This is a genomic window from Pseudomonas alkylphenolica (assembly GCF_004025535.1).
Lineage (GTDB): Bacteria > Pseudomonadota > Gammaproteobacteria > Pseudomonadales > Pseudomonadaceae > Aquipseudomonas > Aquipseudomonas alkylphenolica_A.
The window spans coordinates 678,002-700,328 of sequence record NZ_QJRG01000034.1 but is presented as its reverse complement, the minus strand read 5'-3'; the positions used below and the strand labels follow the sequence as shown (position 1 = coordinate 700,328).

21 protein-coding genes are annotated in these 22,327 nt (G+C 62.4%); 19 read left to right on the top strand and 2 right to left on the bottom strand.

The annotated features are described in order from the left end of the window. Positions 1–12: 12 nt before the first annotated feature. The 8 genes from DM813_RS07370 to DM813_RS07335 all read left to right on the top strand — a co-directional run bounded on the left by DM813_RS07370 (position 13) and on the right by DM813_RS07335 (position 9,611). The gene (locus tag DM813_RS07370) at positions 13–762 is read left to right on the top strand and encodes a cache domain-containing protein (protein ID WP_128322747.1); all 750 of its coding nucleotides are present in this window, start codon (positions 13–15) and stop codon (positions 760–762) included. Positions 763–1,124: 362 nt separating this feature from the next. Then, positions 1,125–1,847, top strand: a complete 723-nt coding sequence (locus DM813_RS28410; protein WP_164897212.1) for a hypothetical protein — start codon at positions 1,125–1,127, stop codon at positions 1,845–1,847. A 95-nt stretch (positions 1,848–1,942) separates the two neighbouring features. After that, a complete protein-coding gene (locus tag DM813_RS07360) occupies positions 1,943–2,779 on the top strand; it encodes a DUF6502 family protein (protein ID WP_128322746.1) in 837 nt (278 codons plus the stop codon). Continuing rightward, complete coding sequence (locus DM813_RS07355; protein ID WP_241653142.1) at positions 2,776–4,581, top strand: DUF5666 domain-containing protein; 1,806 nt, start codon at positions 2,776–2,778, stop codon at positions 4,579–4,581. The genes DM813_RS07360 and DM813_RS07355 overlap by 4 nt, the downstream gene beginning before the upstream one ends. Positions 4,582–4,669: 88 nt before the next feature. Next, positions 4,670–5,419 (top strand): hypothetical protein, encoded by a 750-nt coding sequence (locus DM813_RS07350; protein ID WP_128322745.1) that lies wholly within the window; start codon positions 4,670–4,672, stop codon positions 5,417–5,419. A gap of 209 nt (positions 5,420–5,628) precedes the next feature. Next, positions 5,629–6,966: an MFS transporter gene (locus DM813_RS07345; RefSeq protein ID WP_128322744.1), complete on the top strand. Its 1,338-nt coding sequence runs from the start codon at positions 5,629–5,631 to the stop codon at positions 6,964–6,966. Between the two features lie 24 nt (positions 6,967–6,990). Next, positions 6,991–8,253, top strand: coding sequence for a gallate dioxygenase (locus tag DM813_RS07340; RefSeq protein WP_128322743.1), 1,263 nt, complete (start codon positions 6,991–6,993; stop codon positions 8,251–8,253). Positions 8,254–8,363: 110 nt separating this feature from the next. Continuing rightward, a complete protein-coding gene (locus tag DM813_RS07335; protein ID WP_128322742.1) occupies positions 8,364–9,611 on the top strand; it encodes an OprD family porin in 1,248 nt (415 codons plus the stop codon). 6 nt (positions 9,612–9,617) lie between these two features. Here DM813_RS07335 and DM813_RS07330 read toward each other — a convergent pair whose 3' ends face one another. Beyond that, positions 9,618–10,826 carry a LysR family transcriptional regulator gene (locus tag DM813_RS07330; RefSeq protein ID WP_128322741.1) on the bottom strand — a complete coding sequence of 403 codons (1,209 nt, stop codon included), beginning with the start codon at positions 10,824–10,826 and terminating at the stop codon, positions 9,618–9,620. Positions 10,827–10,985: 159 nt separating this feature from the next. On the opposite strand from DM813_RS07330, the gene galB reads away from it, so the two are divergent. From galB to DM813_RS07315, 3 genes are read left to right on the top strand one after another with little or no spacing between them, the layout of a single operon-like run. Beyond that, positions 10,986–11,720, top strand: coding sequence for a 4-oxalmesaconate hydratase (gene galB, locus DM813_RS07325; RefSeq protein ID WP_128322740.1), 735 nt, complete (start codon positions 10,986–10,988; stop codon positions 11,718–11,720). Continuing rightward, positions 11,717–12,433 (top strand): 4-carboxy-4-hydroxy-2-oxoadipate aldolase/oxaloacetate decarboxylase, encoded by a 717-nt coding sequence (locus tag DM813_RS07320; RefSeq protein ID WP_128322739.1) that lies wholly within the window; start codon positions 11,717–11,719, stop codon positions 12,431–12,433. Before galB ends, DM813_RS07320 begins: the two co-directional genes overlap by 4 nt. 2 nt (positions 12,434–12,435) lie before the next feature. After that, positions 12,436–13,521: a 4-oxalomesaconate tautomerase gene (locus DM813_RS07315; protein WP_128322738.1), complete on the top strand. Its 1,086-nt coding sequence runs from the start codon at positions 12,436–12,438 to the stop codon at positions 13,519–13,521. Positions 13,522–13,526: 5 nt separating this feature from the next. Here DM813_RS07315 and DM813_RS07310 read toward each other — a convergent pair whose 3' ends face one another. Then, a complete protein-coding gene (locus DM813_RS07310; protein ID WP_128322737.1) occupies positions 13,527–14,399 on the bottom strand; it encodes a LysR substrate-binding domain-containing protein in 873 nt (290 codons plus the stop codon). A gap of 112 nt (positions 14,400–14,511) precedes the next feature. On the opposite strand from DM813_RS07310, the gene phnD reads away from it, so the two are divergent. The 8 genes from phnD to DM813_RS07270 all read left to right on the top strand — a co-directional run bounded on the left by phnD (position 14,512) and on the right by DM813_RS07270 (position 22,268). Further along, positions 14,512–15,378, top strand: a complete 867-nt coding sequence (gene phnD, locus DM813_RS07305) for a phosphonate ABC transporter substrate-binding protein (protein WP_128322736.1) — start codon at positions 14,512–14,514, stop codon at positions 15,376–15,378. After that, positions 15,375–16,172 carry a phosphonate ABC transporter ATP-binding protein gene (gene phnC, locus DM813_RS07300; protein WP_128322735.1) on the top strand — a complete coding sequence of 266 codons (798 nt, stop codon included), beginning with the start codon at positions 15,375–15,377 and terminating at the stop codon, positions 16,170–16,172. Before phnD ends, phnC begins: the two co-directional genes overlap by 4 nt. 1 nt (position 16,173) lies before the next feature. Continuing rightward, positions 16,174–16,992, top strand: coding sequence for a phosphonate ABC transporter, permease protein PhnE (gene phnE, locus DM813_RS07295; RefSeq protein WP_128322734.1), 819 nt, complete (start codon positions 16,174–16,176; stop codon positions 16,990–16,992). 192 nt (positions 16,993–17,184) lie between these two features. After that, the gene (gene psrA / locus DM813_RS07290) at positions 17,185–18,276 is read left to right on the top strand and encodes an iron-containing alcohol dehydrogenase PsrA (RefSeq protein WP_128322733.1); all 1,092 of its coding nucleotides are present in this window, start codon (positions 17,185–17,187) and stop codon (positions 18,274–18,276) included. 115 nt (positions 18,277–18,391) lie between these two features. Continuing rightward, positions 18,392–19,690: an MFS transporter gene (locus DM813_RS07285; protein ID WP_128322732.1), complete on the top strand. Its 1,299-nt coding sequence runs from the start codon at positions 18,392–18,394 to the stop codon at positions 19,688–19,690. Between the two features lie 41 nt (positions 19,691–19,731). After that, positions 19,732–20,670, top strand: a complete 939-nt coding sequence (locus tag DM813_RS07280) for a LysR substrate-binding domain-containing protein (protein ID WP_128322731.1) — start codon at positions 19,732–19,734, stop codon at positions 20,668–20,670. Next, positions 20,667–21,494 carry a phosphonoacetaldehyde hydrolase gene (phnX, locus tag DM813_RS07275; protein WP_128322730.1) on the top strand — a complete coding sequence of 276 codons (828 nt, stop codon included), beginning with the start codon at positions 20,667–20,669 and terminating at the stop codon, positions 21,492–21,494. The genes DM813_RS07280 and phnX overlap by 4 nt, the downstream gene beginning before the upstream one ends. Positions 21,495–21,623: 129 nt before the next feature. Further along, positions 21,624–22,268: an MBL fold metallo-hydrolase gene (locus tag DM813_RS07270; protein ID WP_128322729.1), complete on the top strand. Its 645-nt coding sequence runs from the start codon at positions 21,624–21,626 to the stop codon at positions 22,266–22,268. Positions 22,269–22,327 lie beyond the last annotated feature (59 nt).

Below are 22,327 nucleotides of genomic sequence, written 5' to 3'. Positions count from 1 at the left end.
TGAGGAAATGCCATGTTTGCCCTGAGCGAAAACGATCCCCTGTCTGCGTGCGCTCGGCAGCTCAACAGCACCCTGGAGACCATCTTCAGCCAGGTCCGCCAGCTGGTGGATGAAACCTGCGAGCTCTGGGAGCGCGTAGTAGCCGAAGGCCGCCAACCGGTTGCCAAAGACCTGGCCTTGCTCAGGCCAGCCATCGACCGGCAATTGCTGGCCACCGGCGCCTTTGGGTGCGGCGGAGGCGTGATCCTCGAGCCGGGCAGCCTCGCCGACCGCGAGATGCACCTGGAGTGGTGGTACCTGGCAGATGCCGGCAAAACCCTGCCGCTGCGCCCCAACTTCGACCGCCGCCGAGAAAATTTCTACGACTATACCGCCGCACCCTGGTTCAGCCGCCCGCGCGAGTCCGGCACCAGCAGCGTCGAGGGGCCTTACGTTGACCTCTACGGCACCAACATGTATGTGCTGACCTTCACCATGCCCATTTTTGTGCAGGGTCAGTTCATTGGCGTGGCCGGGCTGGATCTGTCGCTGCACAACGTCGAGCGCATGCTGGTACGCAGCCTGATGCGTCTTGCGCATGAAGCGGTGCTGATATCGGCAGACGGCCGGGTGATCGCCTCCAACACGGCGAACTGGCTGGTGGGGGATCTGGCGCCCAAACTGCTTGAGCCTGACAACAGCGAGGCGGTACGCCTGGTATTGGCTGAGCCGGAAGCAGGCTGGTCGTTGATCAGCCTTCCGGGATTGCGCAGCGCTGCTTAAGCCGGTAATGCTCAGCACCGATTACGCCTGTCTCATGGATTTCACTGCCCTCCTATCAGCGGGTTAAGGCCCGCTGGCAACCTCTATCCGCATCATTTGTCTTCAGCAACCATCGGTCGGCTTTTCCCTGAGTCGCTTGATCGCGTCGGTAAAGGGGTCTAATTTTTTTTATGTGGGAAAATTTCCCACGAGAAAAACTAGAAAAACACAGACCCATTCCCGATTTGATTTGGCGTTCTCGCGGTAAGTGACCAGGAGACGGACGATGCAGACTCAACGGCTGTTCAAACAGGCTCTACTGGCGATGGCCATCGGCGGCGTGCTGTCGGCCTCCCTCGTTTTGGTCCCGGATTCGATTTCTCATGATTCAAGTGCCTACGCCAAAGATGGTGGGGGAGGCGGTGGTGGCCACGGCGGCGGTGGCGGTCATGGCGGTGGCGGTGGTGGTGGCCACGGTGGTGGTGGCGGCGGAAGTGGCGGTGGTGGTGGCCACGGTGGTGGCGGCGGCGGAAGTGGCGGTGGTGGCGGCCACGGTGGTGGCGGCGGCGGAAGTGGCGGCGGTGGCGGCCACGGTGGTAGTGGTGGCGGAAGTGGCGGTGGTGGCGGCCACGGTGGTGGCGGCGGCGGAAGTGGCGGCGGTGGCGGCCACGGTGGTAGTGGTGGTGGAAGCGGAGGTGGCGGCGGCCATGGTGGAAGTAGCGGTGGTAGCGGAAGTGGCAGTGGTGGCCATGCTGGCAACGGCAGTGGTAGCAGCGGTCATAGTGGTAGCGACCATGGCGATTCAGGCCAGGGCCAGGCCGGCAACTCGAACTCCGGGCGCAGCAGCAACCATTCAGAACCTGGCGATGATCATGGCAATCATGTTGGTGGTGAGCCCGGGGATGACCATGGCAATCATGTGGGCGGTGAGCCCGGGGATGACCATGGCAATCATGTTGGCGGTGAACCTGGCGACGACCATGGTAATCATGTTGGCGGTGAGCCTGGTGATGATCACGGCAATCATGTGGGTGGCGAACCGGGTGATGACCATGGCAATCACGTCGGCGGGGAACCTGGGGATGACAACAGCAGGAGCTGATTGACACAACCGGGGCCCATGCAAAACCCTGGGGGCGGGTTTTGCATGGGGCTTTCCCCACGTATTTATACTGAGGCCCTCTGACAAGGAATGCGCTGAATGCAATCGCCTACTCTCCCTCCTGCGTTATTAAGCGCTTTGCTGCGGGTCATGCGCCCACTGGTGCGGCTGATGCTGCGCAAGGGGGTCACCTACACGGTGTTCGCTGATCTGCTCAAGGAGGTGTTCGTCGATGTGGCTGACCGCGAGTTCCGCCTGGACGACAAGGCGCCGAGCGACAGCCGTATCAGCCTGCTGACCGGCGTGCACCGCAAGGATGTTCGGCGCCTGCGCCAGGAAGGCGAAGCGCAGACTGCCGCACTGCCACAGAACATCACGCTGGGTGCCCACCTGGTCAACGTCTGGAGCAATAGCCAACCCTTTTGCCAGGCACGCGGCCAGGCGCTGGCCTTGCCACGCTTGGCCAGCGTGGGTGGGGAGTGCTCGTTCGATGCCCTGGTGGCCAGTGTCAGCAAGGACATCCGCGCACGGGTAGTACTCGACGAGTGGTTGCGACTGGGTATCGTGCGGCTCGACGAGCAGGATTGTGTGCACCTTCAGGCGCAGGCCTTTGTGCCGCAGCAGGGCTTTGATGAAAAAGCCGCCTACCTGGCGCACAACCTGCACGACCATGCGAGCGCCGCTGTGCATAACCTGAGCGGGGAGGGCCAGCCCTTCTTCGAGCGCAGCGTGCACTACGATGCTTTGGCGCCGGTCAGCGTTGAAACCTTGCGCGAGGCAGTAGCCGGTGAGGGGATGCAGCTATTGCTCGGCTTAAGCCGACTGGCGGCAGACCTGGAAGAGCGCGATTTACCAACCCTTGAGCAGCCACAGCGCATCACCATCGGGCTTTATTTCTACACTGAGCCTACTACCCCCACGACGCCGCACTCATGATCAGTTCCCTGCGCCGCTTTCGTGCCGCTGTCATTGCCCTGGCTCTCGCGCTAGGGCTTCCTGCGTGGGGCCATGCTGCACCGGCGTGTGTCAGCCGCGATGAAATTGGTATGTCGGGGGCATCGGGTTTGCAGTTTCCGGGCGGCACCGGGGGGACCGGGGCGATGCCTGGCGGTGTTGGCGGCACCGGTATCCAGACCGACAGCGGTGGTGTGGGAGGCAGCGGCGCACCGGTTCAGAAACGCCCCGGAGGAACCGGCGGCACCGGGGCGGTGGCTACAGGTGTGGATGACGTCCTCAATAATCGCGACGCTGGTGGCGTTGGTGGCTCGGGCGCGCCGATCCTGCACCCGGGCGGTACTGGCGGCACCGGTATCGTCGGCACCATTACCGGCTTCGCTTCGATCTGCGTCAACGGCATGGAAGTGCATTTCGGCAAGGACGTGCCCGTGAGTGAAAACGGTGTCGCCGCCAGCAGTGGTCACCTGGCCATCGGCCAAGTAGTGGCGGTGGAGGCCTTCACCACGAAACGCGGCCTGCAGGCCGGGCGGATCGCAATCCTGCACGCGTATGCCGGGCCACTGACGGCACTGCCGAATGCTTCAGCCCCGTTGCGGGTGATGGGGCAACCGGTACGCCTGGCGCCCGGCGCCCGGGTCGCCGAAGGGCTGCGGCCGGGGGAACCGGTCAAGGTCAGCGGGCTTCGCGATGCCCAGGGTGTGGTCGTGGCCAGCCGCATCGAGCGTGCGCCGGGGCTCAAGGAAGCCAGCGCCATCGGCGCGGTCGATCGCACCGGCAGCTTGCAGGGGCTGAAGCTCGGAGCCCGTGTAGCGCCTGCGCAGGAAGTACTTGTGCGTGGCCAGTGGACGGGCCGGCAGCTGGAGGTCAGCCAGACCCGGCCTGACCCGAGCATGCCGTTTACCGGGCGGGTACGCGAGGTGGTGATCGAAGGCCTGGTGCAAGGGCGCCAAGGCAATGGCCTGGTCGTCGGCGGCGTGAACGTCACCCTGGATCGCAAAACAGCTGATCAGGCCGCCAAACTGGCCCTGGACCAGCGCGTGCGTGTGAGCGGGGTGTACACAGGGGCACGCGAAGTGCGGGCCAGCCGCGTGGAAGTCACCCCGGAGCGCGTCGATCACTCGGGCCAGTCGCCTGTCGAGCGCGGCACCCGTTCGGATGACGCTGGCGCACAACGCACCGAGCATTCGGGCAGCTCCAATGACCACAGCAGCGGCAGCAGCCGTACGGAAAGTGTGCGCAGCGACAGCAGCCATGGCAGTGACATTGATCGCTCGGAGAACCACGGTAGCGGCCGTGAAGACAGTGGCAAGTCTGACGCTGTGGATAAGTCTGGTAAGTCGGAGCGCGTGGAGAAAGTCGAGCAGCCTGAAAAGGTTGAGAAGGCGGAAAAGGTCGAGAAGGTCGAGAAGGTCGAGAAAGTAGAAAAGGTCGAGAAAGTAGAAAAGGCCGAGAAGGTGGAAAGGCCGGAAAAGGTCGAAAAAGTCGAAAAAGTCGAAAAAGTGGAGAAGGTAGAAAGGCCTGAAAAAGTCGAGAAAGTTGAGCGGGTCGAGAAGGTCGAGAAGGTCGAACGACCCGAGACAGTGGAGCGCGTCGAAAAGGTCGAGAAAGTCGAACGGCCCGAAACGGTAGAGCGGGTCGAAAAAGTGGAACGCCCCGAGACGGTGGAGAAAGTCGAAAAAGTGGAACGGCCGGAGACCGTGGAAAAGGTCGAAAAGGTCGAAAAGGTAGAGAAAGTTGAGTCTGTAGAAAAGGCCGAGCGCCCGGAACGCTCGGATCATTAGCGCCAGTGCTGGCCTTTCGGCAACCGATCAATAAGCAACTAGGCTGTGTAAGCCCACTCGTACTTCTCACCGGGACCTTGAGGTGAAGATGAGACCTGCGCTTACGCTCCTTGCCAGCCTGTTTGCCGGTATTACTGCGCCAGCACTGGCCGATACCTTCAGTATGGCCACCGGCCTCGACTACTCAAGCGGTGACTACGGCACCGGCACCACTTCGGAAATCTGGTACGTCCCGGTGGTCGGCAAGTACGAAACCGGCCCCATGACCTACAAGGTCACCGTCCCCTGGCTGCGTATCACCAACCCTGAAGTCGGTCCGGATGGTGCGCCGTTGCCCGGTGGCTGCCGCGAGGTGGAAAGCGGCATGGGCGATACCGTCGCCAGCGCCGGCTACGCGCTGCTCGATGGCAGTGACGGCGGCATGCTGGTGGACTTGATCGGCAAGGTCAAATTCCCTACCGCCGATGAAGACCAGTGCCTGGGCACCGGCGAAACGGACTATTCTGGCCAGGTCGATATCACCAAGGCCTTTGGTCCGGTGACAGGCTTCGCCACCCTGGGCTGGAAAAAATTCGGCGACCCACCCGACAGCGACTTCGACGATCCGGTATTTGCCAGCCTCGGCTTTGCCGTTCCTGTGGCCGCGGGTACTTCAGCAGGCGCGTCCTACGACTGGCGGCAGAAAGTGGTCTCGACCGGGTCGGAAATCCAGGAACTCACCCTGTTCATCAACCATAAGCTCAGCCAGGAGTGGAAAATCCAGCTCTACGCCGTAACCGGGTTTTCCGACGCCAGCCCTGACGCAGAGGGCGGGGTATTGCTCTATCACCGGTTCTGAGCCGTTGTTTGCGTCTTCTGCCGGGCAGCCCGATGCTGCGGTTCAACCCGGCCGATAAGAAAAACCGATACCCGCTTAAGGATTTCCCACAAGCGGGGCAGGCACCTGCGGCTTTAAAGTCACGCCCAGCGTTCGGATACCGGGCGGCCTGTGGCCTGCGCCGATGTCCCGGCCTGTCGGTATTTCTACAAAAATAAGAAGGTGCAAACATGAGTCACGAAACGGTCGATATCAAAGCCTGGATCGACAACCGTCCGGTTGCCCGCTACCAGTGGCTCATCATGAGCCTGTGCTTCTTCATTGTTCTATTCGATGGCCTTGATGTCGCGGTGATGGGCTTTATCGCGCCCTCGCTGATTCAGGACTGGGGCCTGTCGAAGGCCGCATTCGGCCCGGTCATGAGTGCGGGCATGGTCGGTCTCGCCATCGGTGCCCTTACGGCCGGTCCTTACGCTGACCGTCTGGGGCGCAAAAAGGTGCTGCTGGTAGCGGTTACCGGCTTCAGTGTGCTGAGCCTGGCCTGCGCTTTTGCGCGAAACCCCTATGAGCTCGCCGCGTTGCGGTTGCTGACCGGTGTAGCCCTGGGCGCGGCGATGCCCAACACCACCACGCTGCTGTCCGAATACCTGCCAGAGCGTAACCGTTCGCTGTTCATTACCATCATGTTCACCGGCTTCAACATGGGGTCGGGGCTTGGCGGTTTCCTCGCGGCCTGGCTGATCCCGCTGCATGGCTGGCAGTCGGTGCTGCTTGCCGGGGGCATCCTGCCGCTAATACTGCTGCCGTTTCTCTGGTTGTTGCTGCCAGAGTCCGCGCGTTTTCTGGCCGTGCGCAATGCGCCTGCAGCGCAGATCGCCAAGGTGTTGAACAAGCTGGGCGGGAGCTTTACCAGTGCCACGAAATTTACCCTCGCCGAACCTCAGGCCCAGCACAAAGCGCCGGTACGCATGCTGTGCACCGAACGCTACCGGACCGGCACTCTTGCCCTGTGGCTGACCTACTTCATGGGCCTGCTGGTGATCTACCTGACCATGGGCTGGATGCCGACCTTGCTGCGCGACGGCGGTTTGTCCATCGAGCGGGCGGCTACCATCACCGGCCTGTTCCAGATTGGTGGCACGGTCGGGGCTATCGTGGTCGGCTGGATCATGGACCGGCGTAACCCCAACGGCGTCATTGCCACTTCTTATGCCTTGGGCGGTGTGTTTATCCTGCTGCTGGGAGCACTGAACCTGGAGTCGAGCCTGTTGGCGCTGGGCGTGGTTGCCGCCGGCTTCTGCATGAGCGGCGCGCAGACGGGCCTCAATGCCTTTGCTCCCGGGTACTATCCAACGGATTTCCGCGCCACTGGCGTGAGCTGGATGCTGGGCATCGGTCGCTTCGGCGCCATCTTCGGATCGCTGATCGGTGGTGCGGTGCTTAGCCTCGGTCTGGGCTTGCCGTTGCTGTTCGCCCTGCTGAGCGTACCGGCCTTCTTCGCTGCACTGGCGATCCTGGCCAACGGTGTTGCCCGCCGCCGTGGCAATCGCTCGGTGCTGGCGCACTAAATTTTTCGACTACAGGAACTCGTCATGGCACGCATCATCGGTGGCCTCGCTGTCTCCCATACCCCTACCATCGGCTTTGCAGTCGATCACGACAAACAGAACGAGGCGGCCTGGGCGCCGATATTCGAAGGGTTCGAACCGATCAAGGCCTGGTTGAAGACGCAACAGCCGGACGTATTGTTCTACATCTTCAATGACCACGTGACGTCGTTTTTCTTCGACCACTACGGCGCCTTCTCCCTGGGGGTCGATGAGCGTTACGAGGTTGCCGACGAAGGCGGCAACCCCCGGTCATTGCCGGCGGTCGGTGGGCATGCAGCGTTGTCGCGGCACATCGGCCAAAGCCTGATGGCCGACGAGTTCGACATGAGCTTCTTCCGTGACAAGCCCCTCGATCACGGTTTTTTTTCGCCCATGTCGGCGCTGTTGCCGAGTGAGTCGGGCTGGCCGGTGCAGATCGTGCCGCTGCAGGTGGGTGTATTGCAGTTCCCGATTCCTACTGCGCTTCGCTGCTACAAACTGGGCCAGGCGCTGCGCCGTGCGATTGAAAGCTACCCCGAGGACTTGAAGGTGGCGATTGTAGCCACCGGCGGCGTGTCTCATCAGGTGCATGGCGAGCGTTGCGGTTTCAACAACCCGGAGTGGGATGCGCAGTTCATTGATCTGCTGGTCAACGACCCGGTGCGCCTGACCGAAATGACCCACGCCGAGTACGCCACCTTGGGCGGAATGGAAGGCTCGGAAGTGATCACCTGGCTGATCATGCGCGGCGCGTTGTCGTCCACGGTGAATAATTTGCACCAGGATTACTACCTGCCATCGATGACCGGCATCGCCACCTTGCTCCTGGAAAACCAGGACCGCCAGGTACCCGCCGAGGTTACGGCGCGTCACCTGGAGCATATGCAGCACCAGTTGGCGGGTATCGAAAAGCTTGAGGGCACGTACCCCTTCACCCTCGAGCGTAGCGCCAAGGGCTATCGCCTGAACAAGTTCCTGCACCGGATGATCGAGCCGCAGTGGCGTCAGCGTTTTCTCGACGCGCCCGAGACGTTGTTCGAAGAAGCCGGGTTGAGCGACGAAGAGCGGGACTTGCTGCGTCGTCGTGACTGGCGCGGACTGATCCAGTACGGCGCGATCTTCTTCGTGCTGGAGAAACTGGCCGCAGTGCTCGGCATCCCCAACCTGCAGGTGTACGCCGCCATGCGCGGGCAGAGCCTGGAGACGTTCATGAAAACCCGCAATCAGCAGGTGCTCTACTCGGTGGCGGGCAAAGCCTCGCGCTGAGTAACCCGGCGGCCTTGATCGGGTCGCCTTTCCCTTTTGCTTGACCTCACTGCGCCTGCACTGGCGGGCGCAGCGCATTCCCTTCGCCCAAAAACCGGAAAACAATAACAATGAAAATTGCCGTCAACCCTCGCATCGTCTGTTCACTGGCTGTTGTTTGCGCCCTGCCGCTGGACGGTGTTGCCGCCGGTTTCGTCGACGATGCCAGCGCCAACCTGAACCTGCGCAACTTCTACATCAATCGCAATTTCACCAACCCGGCCTACCCGCAAAGCAAGGGCGAAGAGTGGACCCAGAGCTTCATTCTCGACGCTCGTTCCGGTTTTACCCAAGGCCCGGTAGGCTTTGGTGTCGACGTGCTGGGGCTTTACTCGATGAAGCTCGATGGCGGCAAGGGCACCGGCGGCACCCAGCTGCTGCCAATCGATGGTGATGGCCGTCCGGCAGACGATTTCGGCCGACTGGCCGTTGCCGGGAAGATGAAACTGAGCAAAACCGAATTGAAGGTCGGTGAGTGGATGCCGGTGTTGCCGATCCTGCGCTCCGACGACGGCCGTTCGTTGCCGCAGACCTTTCGCGGCGGCCAGGTGACCTCTCAGGAAATTGACGGTTTGACGCTGTATGGCGGGCAGTTTCGCCAGAACAGCCCGCGCAACGATTCCAGCATGGAAGACATGTTCATGCAGGGGAAAACCGCGTTCACCTCCGATCGTTTCAACTTCGTTGGTGGTGAGTACAGCTTCAACGAAAAACGTACCCTGATCGGCCTGTGGAACGCCGAGCTCAAGGACATCTACCAGCAGCAGTACCTGCAACTTGTTCACAGCCAGCCGCTGGGCGCCTGGACCCTGGGCGCGAACCTTGGTTATTTCTGGGGCCGTGAAGACGGCAGTGCCCGCGCCGGTGAGCTGGACAACCGCACGTTCTCGGCGCTGCTGTCTGCGCGTTATGGCGGCAACACCTTCTATGTCGGTTTGCAGAAGCTCACCGGCGATGATGCGTGGATGCGTGTCAACGGCACCAGTGGCGGCACCCTGGCCAACGACAGCTACAACAACAGCTATGACAACGCCCGGGAAAAGTCCTGGCAACTGCGCCACGACTACAACTTCGCCGCCCTCGGTGTGCCCGGCCTGACCCTGATGAACCGCTACATCAGCGGCGACAACGTGCACACCGGCACGGTCACCGACGGCAAGGAGTGGGGGCGTGAGTCAGAGCTCGCCTACACGGTTCAAAGCGGCAGCTTCAAGAACCTGAGCCTGCGCCTGCGCAACTCCAGCATCCGTCGCGACTACAGCAGCAACGAGTTCGACGAGAACCGCTTGATCGTCAGTTACCCGCTCGGCCTGTTCTGATCGCCGTCAGACGGCTGCCTGCTCGCGGATTACCCGGCGGATCATGTCCATCAGGGCCTGGGCCACCGGTGAGTGCAGGCAGCCGTTGCGATAAGTCAGACCGATAGCTCGGGTGGTCTGTTTCAGCTCCAGCGGCAGGATGCACAGTTCGCCGGAGGCAATTTCCTGCTCCAGCTGCCGGGCCGACACGGCCGCGAGCATGTCCGAGCGCAACAACAGGCCCCGAATGATCGCCATGTCGCCGCTCTCCACCACCGGCCGGGGCGGTGCGATGCCGAAGCGGGAGAAGCACGCATCAAGCATCTGCCGCGCGGGCGAGCCGGCACGCGGCAGCACCCAGCGGGCGCTGCTGAGCTCATCGAGGCGCGCAGCTTTCGCCTGCAGCGGATGTTCCCGGCGGGCCAGCACCACCATGTCTTCGGTAAGCAGCGCTTCGCCGGCCAGGTCGCTGGCATAGGCTTCGGAGCGCAACGCACCGAAGATGAAATCGACATCGCCAGCGCGAAGGTCGGTGGCGAGCAAATCAAACGGGCTTTCGTTGGTGATCACCTGAATCGCCGGGTGTTCGGCCATCATCCGCACAATGGCCTCAGGCAGCACCCGGGTACGTCCCAAGGGCAGGGCACCGACATGCACGACACCTTGCAACGCACCGCGCAGGGCCGTGATATCGGTATCGATGTGACGCAATTCGTTCAATGCCCGGCGAACCGCAAAGAGGATTTCCTGGCTGGCACGGGTGGGTTGCAGGCCGCGCGGCGTGCGCTCGAACAGTGAATGGCCGCAACCGCTTTCCATCACCTTGATGGTCGAGCTGATCGCAGGCTGGCTCAGGCCGAGCTGGTTGGCCACGGTCTGCATATGGTGGGTTTCGCAGAGTTTGACGAACACTTGCAGGCGTCGCGCCTGGAACAGGTAAAGCGGCTCGACTGCACGCTTTTCGGCGCCACCCAGTAGCCGCGGAACGCTTTCAAGCTCAGCCAGTACACGGCGCGCGCGGGGCAGTAAGCGCTCGCCGAAATCGGTCAGGCGCATGCCGTTGGCGTGGCGCTCGAACAACGGCACATCCAGCCGCGCCTCCAGCTCGCTGATCGCACGGGTGACCACCGATTGCGCGCGATAGAGGGCCACAGACGCCTTGGAAACACTGCCGTGGTCGGCTACCCGGACAAAGGCGCGCACGTGCATCAGGCTGGGTAGTTCAGTCGTGTCCATGGCGCACTCGTGCGTTGCAGAGGAGGAGGTACGCTGGACTATGCCGCTGCGGTTTGCGAGTGGCAATAAAAAAAACGCATACCTCCAACACTCCAACGCATTACTCCGGGGCCCTGCTGCGATGCGATGCTGTTTCGAAACGCAGGAGGAGAATCCGCAATGAACCAATCACCGAAAACAGCGCTGGTGGTCAGCGCCCACTCCGCCGATTTTGTCTGGCGCGCCGGCGGTGCCATCGCCCTGCATGCGCAACAGGGCTACAACGTGCATATCGTCTGCCTGTCTTTCGGTGAGCGCGGCGAGTCGGCCAAGCTGTGGCGCAAAGGCTCGATGAACGAAGAAACGGTCAAGGCCGCCCGGCGTCAGGAAGCCCAGGCGGCGGCCGATATTCTCGGCGCCAGCGTCGAGTTCTTCGACATCGGCGACTACCCGATGCGCGCCGACAAAGAAACGCTGTTTCGCCTGGCGGACGTGTTCCGCCGCGTGCAGCCCGAGTTTGTCCTCAGCCACTCGTTGAAAGACCCGTACAACTACGATCACCCGCTGGCCATGCACCTCACGCAGGAAGCACGCATCATTGCCCAGGCCGAAGGCTACCGGCCGGGCGAGAAAATCGTCGGTGCGCCGCCGGTGTACAGCTTCGAACCGCATCAGCCGGAACAGTGCGAGTGGTGCCCTGACGTGCTGCTCGACATCACCTCGGTGTGGGACAAGAAGTACGCCGCAATCCAGTGCATGGCCGGTCAGGAACACCTCTGGGAGTACTACACCCGTGTCGCCCTGCAACGCGGTGTACAAGCCAAGCGCAACGTCGGCATCGCCAGCAGCCGCGACATCATCTATGGCGAGGGCTACCAGAGCATCTTCCCGCGGGTGACGGAGAACCTGGCATGAGCGGGCTGATCGGTAAAACCGGCATCGTCGTGCGCAACATTGACCGGGCCGATCAGGGTCTGGTCGATGAGCTGGGTGGTTTCGGTGTGGCGACGGTCCATGAGGCGCAAGGGCGCAAAGGGCTGCTGGCCTCCACGATTACCCCGATTCAACGTGGCACGTCGATCAGTGGCTCGGCGGTTACCGTACTGGTCGCACCGGGTGACAACTGGATGTTCCATGTTGCGGTCGAGCAGTGCCGCCCCGGCGATATCCTTGTGGTAGCGCCGAGTTCGCCGTGCACCGACGGATACTTTGGCGACTTGCTCGCCACCTCGCTCAAGGCCCATGGCGTGCGCGCCCTGGTGATCGATGCGGGTGTGCGCGATACCCACACCTTGCGAGAGATGGGGTTTGCGGTCTGGTCCCGGGCCGTCTGCGCTCAAGGGACGATCAAGGAGACCCTTGGTTCGGTCAACCTGCCGCTGGTGTGCGGCGGGCAACTGGTGAACCCCGGTGATGTGGTGGTCGCCGATGACGATGGCGTGGTGATCGTGCGTCGGGCTGAAGCCGCACAGGTTGCCCAGGCCAGTCGCGCCCGCGCCGAACTGGAGGTGCACAAGGCATTGCGCCTGGCTCAGGGCGAGTTGGGCCTGGATATCTACAACATGCGCCAACGGCTTGCGGAAAAGGGTTTGCGCTACGTCGACAGCCTAGAGGCGCTCGGAGACTGAACATGAGCCAGACACGCCTACCTTGCCTGTGGATGCGCGGCGGTACTTCCAAAGGCGCCTATTTCCTGGCCGATGACCTGCCCAGCACCCCCGCGCTTCGCGACCGCGTGCTGCTGGCGGTCATGGGCTCGCCGGATGCGCGGCAGATCGATGGCATCGGCGGCGGCGACTCGTTGACCAGCAAGGTGGCGATCATCACGCCGTCGACGCGTGCGCAAGCCGATGTCGATTACCTGTTCGCCCAGGTGCTGGTGGATGAGCCGCGTGTCGACTACGGGCAGAACTGCGGCAACATCCTCGCCGGTGTCGGGCCGTTCGCCATCGAGCGTGGCTTAGTCTTGCCAACGGGAGATGTCACCCCGGTGCGCATCTTCATGGAGAACACCGGGCAGATTGCGATTGCCCATGTGCCTACACCGAACGGTGCGGTCAGCTACACCGGCGACGCACGAATTGATGGCGTTCCCGGCACCGGGGCGCCGTTGACCGTCGAGTTCGAGGATGTTGCCGGTTCCAGCTGCGGTGCATTGCTGCCAACGGGCAATGCGGTCGATGTGTTCGACGGGGTCGAGGTGACGTGCGTCGACAACGGCATGCCGGTCGTGCTGATTCGCGCCCAGGACCTGGGAGTGCGCGGCGATGAATGCCCAGAACAGCTGGATGCCGACAGCGCGTTGAAAGCCCGGCTGGAAGCGATCCGCCTGCAGGCGGGCCCGCGCATGAACCTGGGCGACGTCCGCCTGCGCAACGTACCGAAAATGTGCCTGATAGCACCGCCCCAAGCCGGGGGGGCGCTGAGCACCCGCAGCTTTATTCCGCATCGCTGCCACACCAGCATCGGTGTGTTTGGTGCGGTCAGTGTGGCGGTGGCCTGCCTGATCGAGGGCAGTGTCGCGTCGGGCTTGGCCCAGGTTGCAGAGGGCGAAGTGAAGCAGCTTGCGGTTGAACACCCCACGGGGGAGTTCACCGTGGCGTTGCGTGTTCAACAAGGGCAGGTGACCAACTGCGGGCTGATGAGAACCGCACGCTTGCTGATGGCCGGGGAGGTTTGTGTGCCTCAGGCGTTAGGGGCCGGCGAAGGGCGTTGATCGCCTCAGCGGCGCAGCCGGGCCTGATCGGCGCAGGCCAGGAATGTCTCGACCAGCTGGCTGGTACGGCGTTCGCTCAGGCAGTACAGGTAGGTCTCGGTGTGCACGGGATCGCCTTCGATGCGAATCGCCCGGATGTCTTCGCCGGGCACGTATTCGGCCTCCGACACCACACCCAGGCCGATGCCGCGTACCACGGCCTCGCGTAATGCCTCGCGGCTACCGATCTCCATCAGCATGCGCGGCGTCACTTCATGTTCGGCCAGCGCCTTTTCGAAAGCCAATCGCGTAGTCGAGCCTTGCTCGCGCTGCAACATGCGCTGGCCCTGCAGCGCTTCGAGGCGCACGCTGTCGCGGCGTGCCAGCGGATGATCGCGGTGAGCGAAGACGATGACCGGATGGCGCGCGTAGAGGATGGCGTGAAAGGCCGGGTCGTGGTGCAAGCCGGCCAGTACACCGACATCCGTCACGTAATTTTCAAGGTCGGCCAGCACCGAAGCGGAGTTACCCACACGGATCGACAGCTCGATCTGCGGGTACGCACGCGCATAGGCATCAACCATCTCGATGACGTGGAAGGGGCCGACCGCGCCCAGGCGCAACTGGCCGCGCATGAGCGTGCCGGAATCACGCAACAATCCCTCGGCTTCGGTTTCCAGTGCGACCAGTTGTTGGGCAATGGGCAGCAGTTGACGGCCGACCGCCGACAGCTCTGCGCGGCGTCCGCGACGGTGGAACAGTTCGAGGTTGTGTTGGCGCTCCAGCGCCTGCACCTGGGTGGTGATGGTTGGCTGGCTCAGGCCGAGTGCGCGGGCCCCCGCGCTGAAGCTGCCGTGGCGGGCGACGGTGAGAAAGGCCCGCAGCTTGCTGTTCGACATCCATAGCTTCCTTCAATAGTTTTGCGAGTAAACGCATATTGAATCGATGGCATGACCGTCACATTACAGGCCTAGCTTAAGTGGCATTCCAACCCACACCGCCGGGAATGCCATGAATACGCTCCGCAAACTGTTTTGTGTTGTCAGTGTTTCACTGCCGTTGTTCGCCAGCACCTGCGTGCAGGCCGAGACGGCGCTGAGCATCGGCCTGATTCCGTCCGAAGACTCGCAGTCGATGATCGAAAGCAGCCAGCAAGTGCTCGATCAGTTGCAGACGCAGCTTGGCATGCCGGTCAAACCCTACGTCGCCACCGACTACAACGGGGTGATCGAGGCGCTGCGCTCGAAGAAGCTGGATGTGGCTTATCTTGGCCCGTTCTCGTATGTGCTGGCCAATAAGGTGGCGGGCGTCGAGGCGTTCGCCGTGGCTGAAACCAAGAAAACCGGCAAGAGCGCTTACCGCAGTCTTATCGTCACCCGCGCTGACAGCGGCATCAATTCGATGGCCGATCTGAAAGGGCACACGTTCGCCTTTGTCGACCCCAGCTCCGCTTCCGGTCACCTGTTTCCCAAGGCGGGTATCGAGCAGGCCGGCTATCAGCCGGACGCCTTGTTCTCCCGGGTAATCTTCTCCGGCTCGCACGACGCCAGCATCCTCGCCGTAGCCAACGGCAAAGTCGATGCCGCCGCCGTGGCCGATCGCATTCTGGCTTCTGCCATCAACAGCGGGCAGGTCAAGCAAGAGGACTTGAAGATTGTCTGGAGTTCGCCCGACATTCCCGAGTCGCCCATGGTCTGGCGCAAAGACCTGGACCCGGCGCTCAAGCAGAAACTGACGGCGGCCCTGGCCAACGTCAAGAACGTGCCGTGGGGAGATCAGGGCATGCTCAATGGCTTCCAGCCAACCGCCGACACTGCCTACAACGTGGTACGCGACACCGCCAAGGTGCTCGATCTCGACCTGAGCAAAATGAAATGATCACGGTTCGTCAGCTCACCAAACACTACGGCGACAACCCGGTATTGCGAGGCATAGACCTGCAGATCGGCGCGGGCGAGTTCGTCGTGGTGCTTGGCCAGTCCGGTGCCGGCAAGTCAACACTGTTGCGCTGCATGAATCGTCTGGCGCAGGCCGACGGCGGCGTGCTTGAAGTGGCCGGGATCGATGCCATGCAGGCACGGGACGAGCGCGCATTGCGCCGTCAGGTGGCGATGATCTTCCAGCACCACAACGTCGTGCCGCGCCTGTCGGTGCTGAAGAATGTGCTGACCGGGCGCCTGGGCTCGGTATCGACCCTGGCCTCGGTGCTGCAGCTGTTCAGCCGCAACGATGTCGAGCTTGCGCGCCAGTGCCTGCAGCGGGTCGAGTTGGCGCACAAGGCCGAGGCACGCACCGACTCACTGTCCGGCGGGCAGATGCAACGGGTGGGTATTGCCCGGGCGCTGGCCCAGCAACCGAAAGTGATTCTGGCCGACGAGCCGGTAGCCAGCCTCGACCCGAAGACCGCGCGCCTGGTCATGCAGTACCTGCGCGATGCCAGCCGCGAACTGGGTATTACCGTGGTGTGCAACCTGCACCAGGTGGACTTCGCCCGTGAGTTCGGCGATCGCATTGTTGGCCTTGCGCACGGCCAGTTGGTCTATGACGGCAACGCCGAAGGTCTGGACGAAACCACGCTGCAGAGCATCTACCCGAATGCGCAGTACGGCGCCGAGGCCTTTCACGGTGCCGGCCAGGCATCGCTTCATTACGCCAACGGTCTGGGAGGTTGATATGCGCACGGATGATTTTCGCTGGATGGTGAGCACCCCGCAAAGCCTGGGCGGCTGGGCAAGCACTGCCGCGCTGCTGTTGGCGTTGGTTGTGCTGTTGCACTGGAGTGCCGGCGGTGCGCAACTGAGCTGGACCGAACTGGCTGCGGGGCTGCCGCAAATCGGCGACTTTCTCAGCCGCTCAATGCCGCCTGATCTGGACATTCTGCCCAAGCTGCTGGCGCCAGCACTGGAGACTGTGCAGATCGCGATCTGGGGCACGCTGCTTGGGATTGTATTCGCCGTGCCGCTGGCGTTCCTTGCCGCGCGCAACCTGAACAGTAACCGCTGGCTCTACCAGGGCACCCGCCAGGCGCTTAACGTGATTCGCAGCATCAACGAGCTGATCCTGGCCTTGATCTTCGTGTCCGCCGTTGGCCTGGGACCGTTTCCCGGAGTGCTGGCACTGGCGGTGCACGGCATCGGCATGCTGGGCAAGTTCTTCGCCGAGAGCATCGAGGAAATCGACCAGGGGCCCATCGAAGCGCTACGCGCCACCGGCGCCAGGCCGCTTCAGGTCATCGTCTTCGGTGTAGTGCCGCAGGTCATCACGGCGTGGATTGCGGTGATGCTCTACCGCTTCGAAGTCAACCTGCGTTCGGCCACGGTGCTGGGCATGGTCGGTGCTGGCGGGCTGGGGTTCGAGCTGGTGAGCAGCCTCAAGCTGTTCAAGTATCAGGAAACCGCAACCTGCATCGTCGTCATCACCTTGATGGTGATCGCCGCCGACCTGCTTTCCAGTCGCCTGCGCAATGCCATCCAGCAGGGTGGCCGGCACTGATTCACCCCGCCGTGCCGCCCGGCACGGCGCCTTCTGAACCCTTGATCGAGTGGAGTTGAACCCATGTTCAAAGACCGTGCTGTGTCTGTAACTATCGGTCTGGCCGATGCTGGCCTTGAATCAATCGATTTGAGCAGGAGCAGGCACGCAGGGACTATGGCCGCACATTCCAACAACAATAAAGGTAACGCCATGTCTGCCCTGTATCACAACCCCGTGGCCACCCATTTCGGCGCTGGCAGCCTGAACCACATTGTCGGCCTCACGCAAGGCGAGACCGTCACCCTGGTGACGTTTCCCGAAGCGCGCAGCCTGGGCCTCGTCGACAAGATCCAGGCGCTGCTGGGCGAACGTCTGGTCCATGTCATCGAGGATGTCCAGCCCAACCCGGATGTTGCGCACTTGCGTGATGTCTACGAGCGCTTCTGGCGCGAGGCAGGCAGCTGCGAAACCGTGCTGGCGGTCGGGGGTGGCAGCGCCATCGATACGGCCAAGGCGTTGATCGTTGGCACGGAGTCCGGTCGTTTTGACGAGCTGCTCACCCTGCTGGCGGCTGGCAAGCCGTTTACCCCGTCGCGTTGCAAGGCGCTGATCGCTGCGCCGACCACAGCCGGCACTGGCAGTGAGGTGACGCCCTGGGCAACCATCTGGGACGCCGCGCAACAGAAAAAGTACTCGTTGCACCTGGCCTGTACCTGGCCAAAGGCGGCCATCATCGATCCGCAATTGATGCTGACCGTACCGGCAGGCGTTACCGTCTCCACCGGCCTGGATGCGCTGTCGCATGCACTGGAGGCGATCTGGAACGTCAACGCCAACCCGATCTCCGACCTGTTTGCCATCTCTGCCATCGAGGACATTTTCGAGTGCCTGCCAAGATTGCACCACGACCTGTCCAACCTTGAACTGCGCTCGCGGATGGCGCTGGCGGCCTTGAAGGCAGGCATGGCCTTTTCCAACACCAAAACCGCACTGGCCCACTCCATTTCCTACGAGATGACCCTGCGCCACGGGCTGGCACATGGCATCGCCTGCTCCTTCACCTTGCCCTATGTGCTGGGCCTGGCCTGGGGCCGTGACGCGGCGCGGGACCAGACGCTGCAACGCGCCTTCGGCGCCGATTTGAGCCGGGCTCAGGAACGTTTGCGCAGCTTTCTTCACAGCCTCGATGTGAAGACCGAGTTCAGTGACTACGGCGTGACCGACAGCGAGGCGCAAGCGATGGTGCTCTATGCCATGCAGGGCGCACGCGGCAAGAACTTCATCGGTTCGCAAGCCGCCTGACCTGGCGCCCGTCACGCGCGGTGGCCGTCAGGCCGCTTTTTTCCTGTAGCACCCAACAAGAGTGCCGTCTCTGCGCCCCGCTTGGTGGCGCGAGCGAAACAAGAAGGAAAAGATCATGAGTCGTGCTCAAACCCTGCCTGGTATCGCTGTACCCGCAACGTCCTCGTTTCGCATGGCGCAGTGGCGCATGCTGCTTGCTGCGATGTTCTGTTACCTGTTTTTTTACACCGGCCGACAAACCTTCGGCTTCGCCATCCCCGGTATGCAGGCCGAGTTCGGCCTGACCAAAGAAACCCTCGGCTGGATCTCGGCGGCCATGCTCTGGGCCTACGCCATCGGTCAGGCGATCAACGGCAACCTGGCCGACAAGTACGGCGGACGAAAAATCATGAGCCTGGGGGCGGTGCTGTCGTGTGCCGCCAACTGGGTCACCAGTTTTGCCAGTGGCTTTGCCAGCCTGATCCTGCCGTGGGGGATCAATGGCTACTTCCAGGCCCTGGGCTGGGCACCGGGGAGTCGCTTGATCTCCAACTGGTGGGGCGTGTCCGAGCGCGGCAAGGTGTACGGCTTCTATGTGTTTGCCGCTGGCTGCGCTTCGGTCCTTTCCTACGTCACCTCGGTGGTCGTGCTGGAGGTGCTGCACCTGGAGTGGCGCTGGATCTTCCGCCTGCCGGTCCTGCTAATGCTGGCCGGTGGCATCCTGTTCTTTTTCATCGCCCGCGAACGGCCGCAGGACCTGGGCTTTGAACCCCTCGAGGACACTGGCGTTGCCAACGCCGCAGACAAGGCCCAGGAAGTGGAGGGCGAAGCCGAAAGCTCGCTGCAGCGCTACAAGGCGGTGCTGAAGAACCTGCGCCTGGTCATCGCGGCCATCTCTCTCGGGTTTCAGAACGCCGCGCGCTACGGCCTGATCGTCTGGGTACCGGTGCATTTTCTCGGTGCCGACTGGAAGAGTGGCGGCGACGGCTGGATCGATCCCAAGTGGATCACCGTGGCGCTGCCGGTGGGCATGGCGGTCGGTGCACTGAGCAATGGCTGGGTGTCCGACAAACTGTTCGGTTCCAAGCGCTACCTGGCAATCATGCTCTACATGGTGCTGGGCGCGGCGGTGAGCCTGTGGATGTGGAGCTTGCCGGCACACAGCACCATCGGGCTGGTGGCCCTGTTTCTCTGTGGCTTCTTTGTCTACGGCCCGGCCTCCAGCTTCTGGGCGCTGTGCCCGGACCTGGTAGGTGCCAAGCGCGCAGGCACCGCCACCGGGGTGATGAACTTTGCCTCCTACCTGTTTGCCGGCCTGGCCGAACCCTTGATCGGCAGCATGCTCGACAGCACCGGCAATACTTCGCTGATTTTCGTGATGGTCGCCAGCGCCTGTATATGTAGTGCAGTGGTTGCGCTGTTCGTGCGGCGCTGACCGGGCCGAATCGACTCAGACTTTCAGGGCTGGAGTTCTCCATGTATCAGTATCACAAGTGGCTTCGTTCGTTTCACGCGGTGGCCCGCACTGGCAGTTTTACCCTGGCCGCCGAGTACCTGAGTGTCGGCCAGCCCACCGTCAGCGAACAGGTGGGGGCACTGGAGGCGCGGTTCTCTGTCGAGCTTTTCCATCGACGTGGCAGGTACATCGAGATGAGTGCCGCCGGGCGTCAGTTGTATGCCATCACCCAGGGCCTGTTTGGTCAGGAAGACGAAGCGCTGCAATTGCTGCAGAGCTTCCACCAGCGCAAGGAGGGCATGTTCAGGCTGGGGGCAGTGTCGCCGCCCATCGCCATGAGCCTGACCTACAGCCTGATGCAGCAGTACCCGGAAGTGAAGCTGGAGACGTCGATCTCTTCGGAGCAGGGCACCCTGGAACGCCTGTACAACTTCGATATCGACGTGGCGATACTGGCGCTGTCGGAGTTCGACCAGCGCTTGCACACCCGCTTGTACCGACGCTATCCGATCATCGCCGTGGTGCGGGAAGACCACCCCTGGGCCAGCCAGAAACAGGTCAGGGTCGAACAGATCCGTGGTGAGCGCGTGGTGCTGCGCGAGCAGGCATCACGCACCCGCCAGTTGATGGAGGAGGGCTGCCGGCGCGTCGGCATCGAGCTTGACTGTGTGATGCAGCTCAACAGCCGCGAGGCCATCGTTCACGCCATCGCGCAGGGCATCGGTATCGGCTTTGTCTCGGCAGTGGAGTACGCCGAGACACCCGGTACCCGGCCGGTGACCTTCGTCGACCATCCGTTCTACATCGAATACCACCTGTGCTGCCTGGCAACCCGGCAGAACCGGCCGATGATTGCCGAGCTGTTCGAGAGCAGCACGCCAGACCACCACACCCTTACGCCTGATCCCGCCAACCGGGCTCGGCTTCGCTCATCCTTGCCATTGGAGACAACCCCATGAACTACCAACAACCGAATAGCCTGCAAGCTGTGATTCTCGACTGGGCTGGCACCGTCGTCGACTTTGGCTCCTTTGCACCTACCCAGATATTCGTCGAAGCGTTTGGCGAGTTCGGCGTCAGCGTCTCCCTGGAAGAGGCCCGTGGCCCGATGGGCATGGGCAAGTGGGATCACATCCGCACCCTGTGCAATCTGCCGGCGGTTGCCGAGCGCTACCGGGACAAGTACGGGCGCACGCCAACCGATGACGATGTGACGGCGATCTATGAGCGTTTCATGCCGTTGCAAATCGAGAAAATCGGCCTGCACTCGGCGCTGATCCCCGGAGCACTGGAGGCTATTGCCACGCTCCGTGAGCAGGGCCTGAAAATCGGTACCTGCTCGGGTTACCCCGCCGTGGTCATGGCCAAGGTCGTCGAGCTGGCACGTGAAAACGGTTATGTGCCTGACCATGTGGTCGCGACCGATGAAGTACCCAACGGGCGCCCGTATCCGGCGCAATCGCTGGCCAACGTCATCGCCTTGGGAATCAGCGACGTGGCCGCCTGTGTGAAAGTCGACGACACCTGGCCGGGTATCCTCGAAGGCCGCAGCGCGGGTATGTGGACAGTGGCGCTGACCTGTTCGGGCAATGCCCTGGGCCTGACCTTTGATCAGTACCGCAACCTGTCGCTGGAAACGCTGGCGCAGGAACGCACACGTATTGGCCAGATGTTCGAAGGCTCGCGCCCGCACTACCTGATCGATACCATTGCTCAACTGCCGGCGGTAATCGAAGATATCAATGCCCGCCTGGCCCGTGGCGAGATGCCACAAAGCAGCTGAAACCGGTGATAGTCGCCCGGCCGCCGTCGGCGCCGGGCGAATTGGCTGCCACCTGTGTATTGAATCTGCGGGGCAGTTGGGTCCATCCTGCGTGTATGAATGTGCCAGATACTCAAGTAGGAACACCCCATGGAGCCCGCAAAACCCGCGCTCATCCGCGAAACCTTCCCCGTCGGCCCGCTGCAGTGCAACTGCACCATCATTGGCGACCCGATCAGCAAGAAAGCCATCGTCGTCGATCCGGGCGGCAATCATGAGCAGATCCTCGCGCGTCTGGATGCTCATGGCCTGAAGGTGGTCAGCATCATTCACACCCATGCCCACCTGGACCACTTTCTGGCCTCCGGGCAACTGAAAGAGAAAACCGGCGCGACCTTGCACCTGCACAAGGACGATCAGTTCCTCTGGGACAACCTGGAAATGCAGTGCCAGATGTTCGGCGTGCCGTACACCCCGGTGCCTTCGCCAGACCGCTGGCTGGCCGATGACGAGGAACTGGCGTGCGGCTGCGGCGTGGCGTTGCACACGCCAGGGCATACCCCGGGCTCGATGAGTTTCTGGTTTGCCGATGCCAAGATTTTGATCGCCGGCGATACGTTGTTCCGCCGCGGCATCGGCCGCACCGACCTGTGGGGCGGTGATCAAGCCACTATCGTGCGCTCGATCAAGCAACGGCTCTATAGCCTGGATGAAGATGCTACCGTCGTCACCGGCCATGGGCCCGATACCCGTCTGGGTGACGAGATGCGTCAGAACCCGTTCGTCCGTGCCTGAAATTTCAGGGAATTTTTTCGCTGCTTTGCAATCCAAGGCTGGCGTCGGTCCGTAGCGCG

Excerpts from the sequence above, each read along its gene's own strand:
- DM813_RS28410 (WP_164897212.1), top strand. The coding sequence starts at position 1,125 with ATGATTCAAGTGCCTACGCCAAAGATGGTGGGGGAGGCGGTGGTGGCC.
- phnE (WP_128322734.1), top strand. The coding sequence starts at position 16,174 with ATGCGCACGGATGATTTTCGCTGGATGGTGAGCACCCCGCAAAGCCTG.
- DM813_RS07315 (WP_128322738.1), top strand. The coding sequence starts at position 12,436 with ATGAGCCAGACACGCCTACCTTGCCTGTGGATGCGCGGCGGTACTTCC.
- DM813_RS07360 (WP_128322746.1), top strand. The coding sequence starts at position 1,943 with ATGCAATCGCCTACTCTCCCTCCTGCGTTATTAAGCGCTTTGCTGCGG.
- DM813_RS07345 (WP_128322744.1), top strand. The coding sequence starts at position 5,629 with ATGAGTCACGAAACGGTCGATATCAAAGCCTGGATCGACAACCGTCCG.
- DM813_RS07320 (WP_128322739.1), top strand. The coding sequence starts at position 11,717 with ATGAGCGGGCTGATCGGTAAAACCGGCATCGTCGTGCGCAACATTGAC.
- phnX (WP_128322730.1), top strand. The coding sequence starts at position 20,667 with ATGAACTACCAACAACCGAATAGCCTGCAAGCTGTGATTCTCGACTGG.
- DM813_RS07280 (WP_128322731.1), top strand. The coding sequence starts at position 19,732 with ATGTATCAGTATCACAAGTGGCTTCGTTCGTTTCACGCGGTGGCCCGC.
- DM813_RS07330 (WP_128322741.1), bottom strand. The coding sequence starts at position 10,826 with ATGGACACGACTGAACTACCCAGCCTGATGCACGTGCGCGCCTTTGTC.
- DM813_RS07350 (WP_128322745.1), top strand. The coding sequence starts at position 4,670 with ATGAGACCTGCGCTTACGCTCCTTGCCAGCCTGTTTGCCGGTATTACT.
- DM813_RS07335 (WP_128322742.1), top strand. The coding sequence starts at position 8,364 with ATGAAAATTGCCGTCAACCCTCGCATCGTCTGTTCACTGGCTGTTGTT.
- phnD (WP_128322736.1), top strand. The coding sequence starts at position 14,512 with ATGAATACGCTCCGCAAACTGTTTTGTGTTGTCAGTGTTTCACTGCCG.
- phnC (WP_128322735.1), top strand. The coding sequence starts at position 15,375 with ATGATCACGGTTCGTCAGCTCACCAAACACTACGGCGACAACCCGGTA.
- galB (WP_128322740.1), top strand. The coding sequence starts at position 10,986 with ATGAACCAATCACCGAAAACAGCGCTGGTGGTCAGCGCCCACTCCGCC.
- psrA (WP_128322733.1), top strand. The coding sequence starts at position 17,185 with ATGTCTGCCCTGTATCACAACCCCGTGGCCACCCATTTCGGCGCTGGC.
- DM813_RS07270 (WP_128322729.1), top strand. The coding sequence starts at position 21,624 with ATGGAGCCCGCAAAACCCGCGCTCATCCGCGAAACCTTCCCCGTCGGC.
- DM813_RS07285 (WP_128322732.1), top strand. The coding sequence starts at position 18,392 with ATGAGTCGTGCTCAAACCCTGCCTGGTATCGCTGTACCCGCAACGTCC.
- DM813_RS07355 (WP_241653142.1), top strand. The coding sequence starts at position 2,776 with ATGATCAGTTCCCTGCGCCGCTTTCGTGCCGCTGTCATTGCCCTGGCT.
- DM813_RS07310 (WP_128322737.1), bottom strand. The coding sequence starts at position 14,399 with ATGTCGAACAGCAAGCTGCGGGCCTTTCTCACCGTCGCCCGCCACGGC.
- DM813_RS07370 (WP_128322747.1), top strand. The coding sequence starts at position 13 with ATGTTTGCCCTGAGCGAAAACGATCCCCTGTCTGCGTGCGCTCGGCAG.
- DM813_RS07340 (WP_128322743.1), top strand. The coding sequence starts at position 6,991 with ATGGCACGCATCATCGGTGGCCTCGCTGTCTCCCATACCCCTACCATC.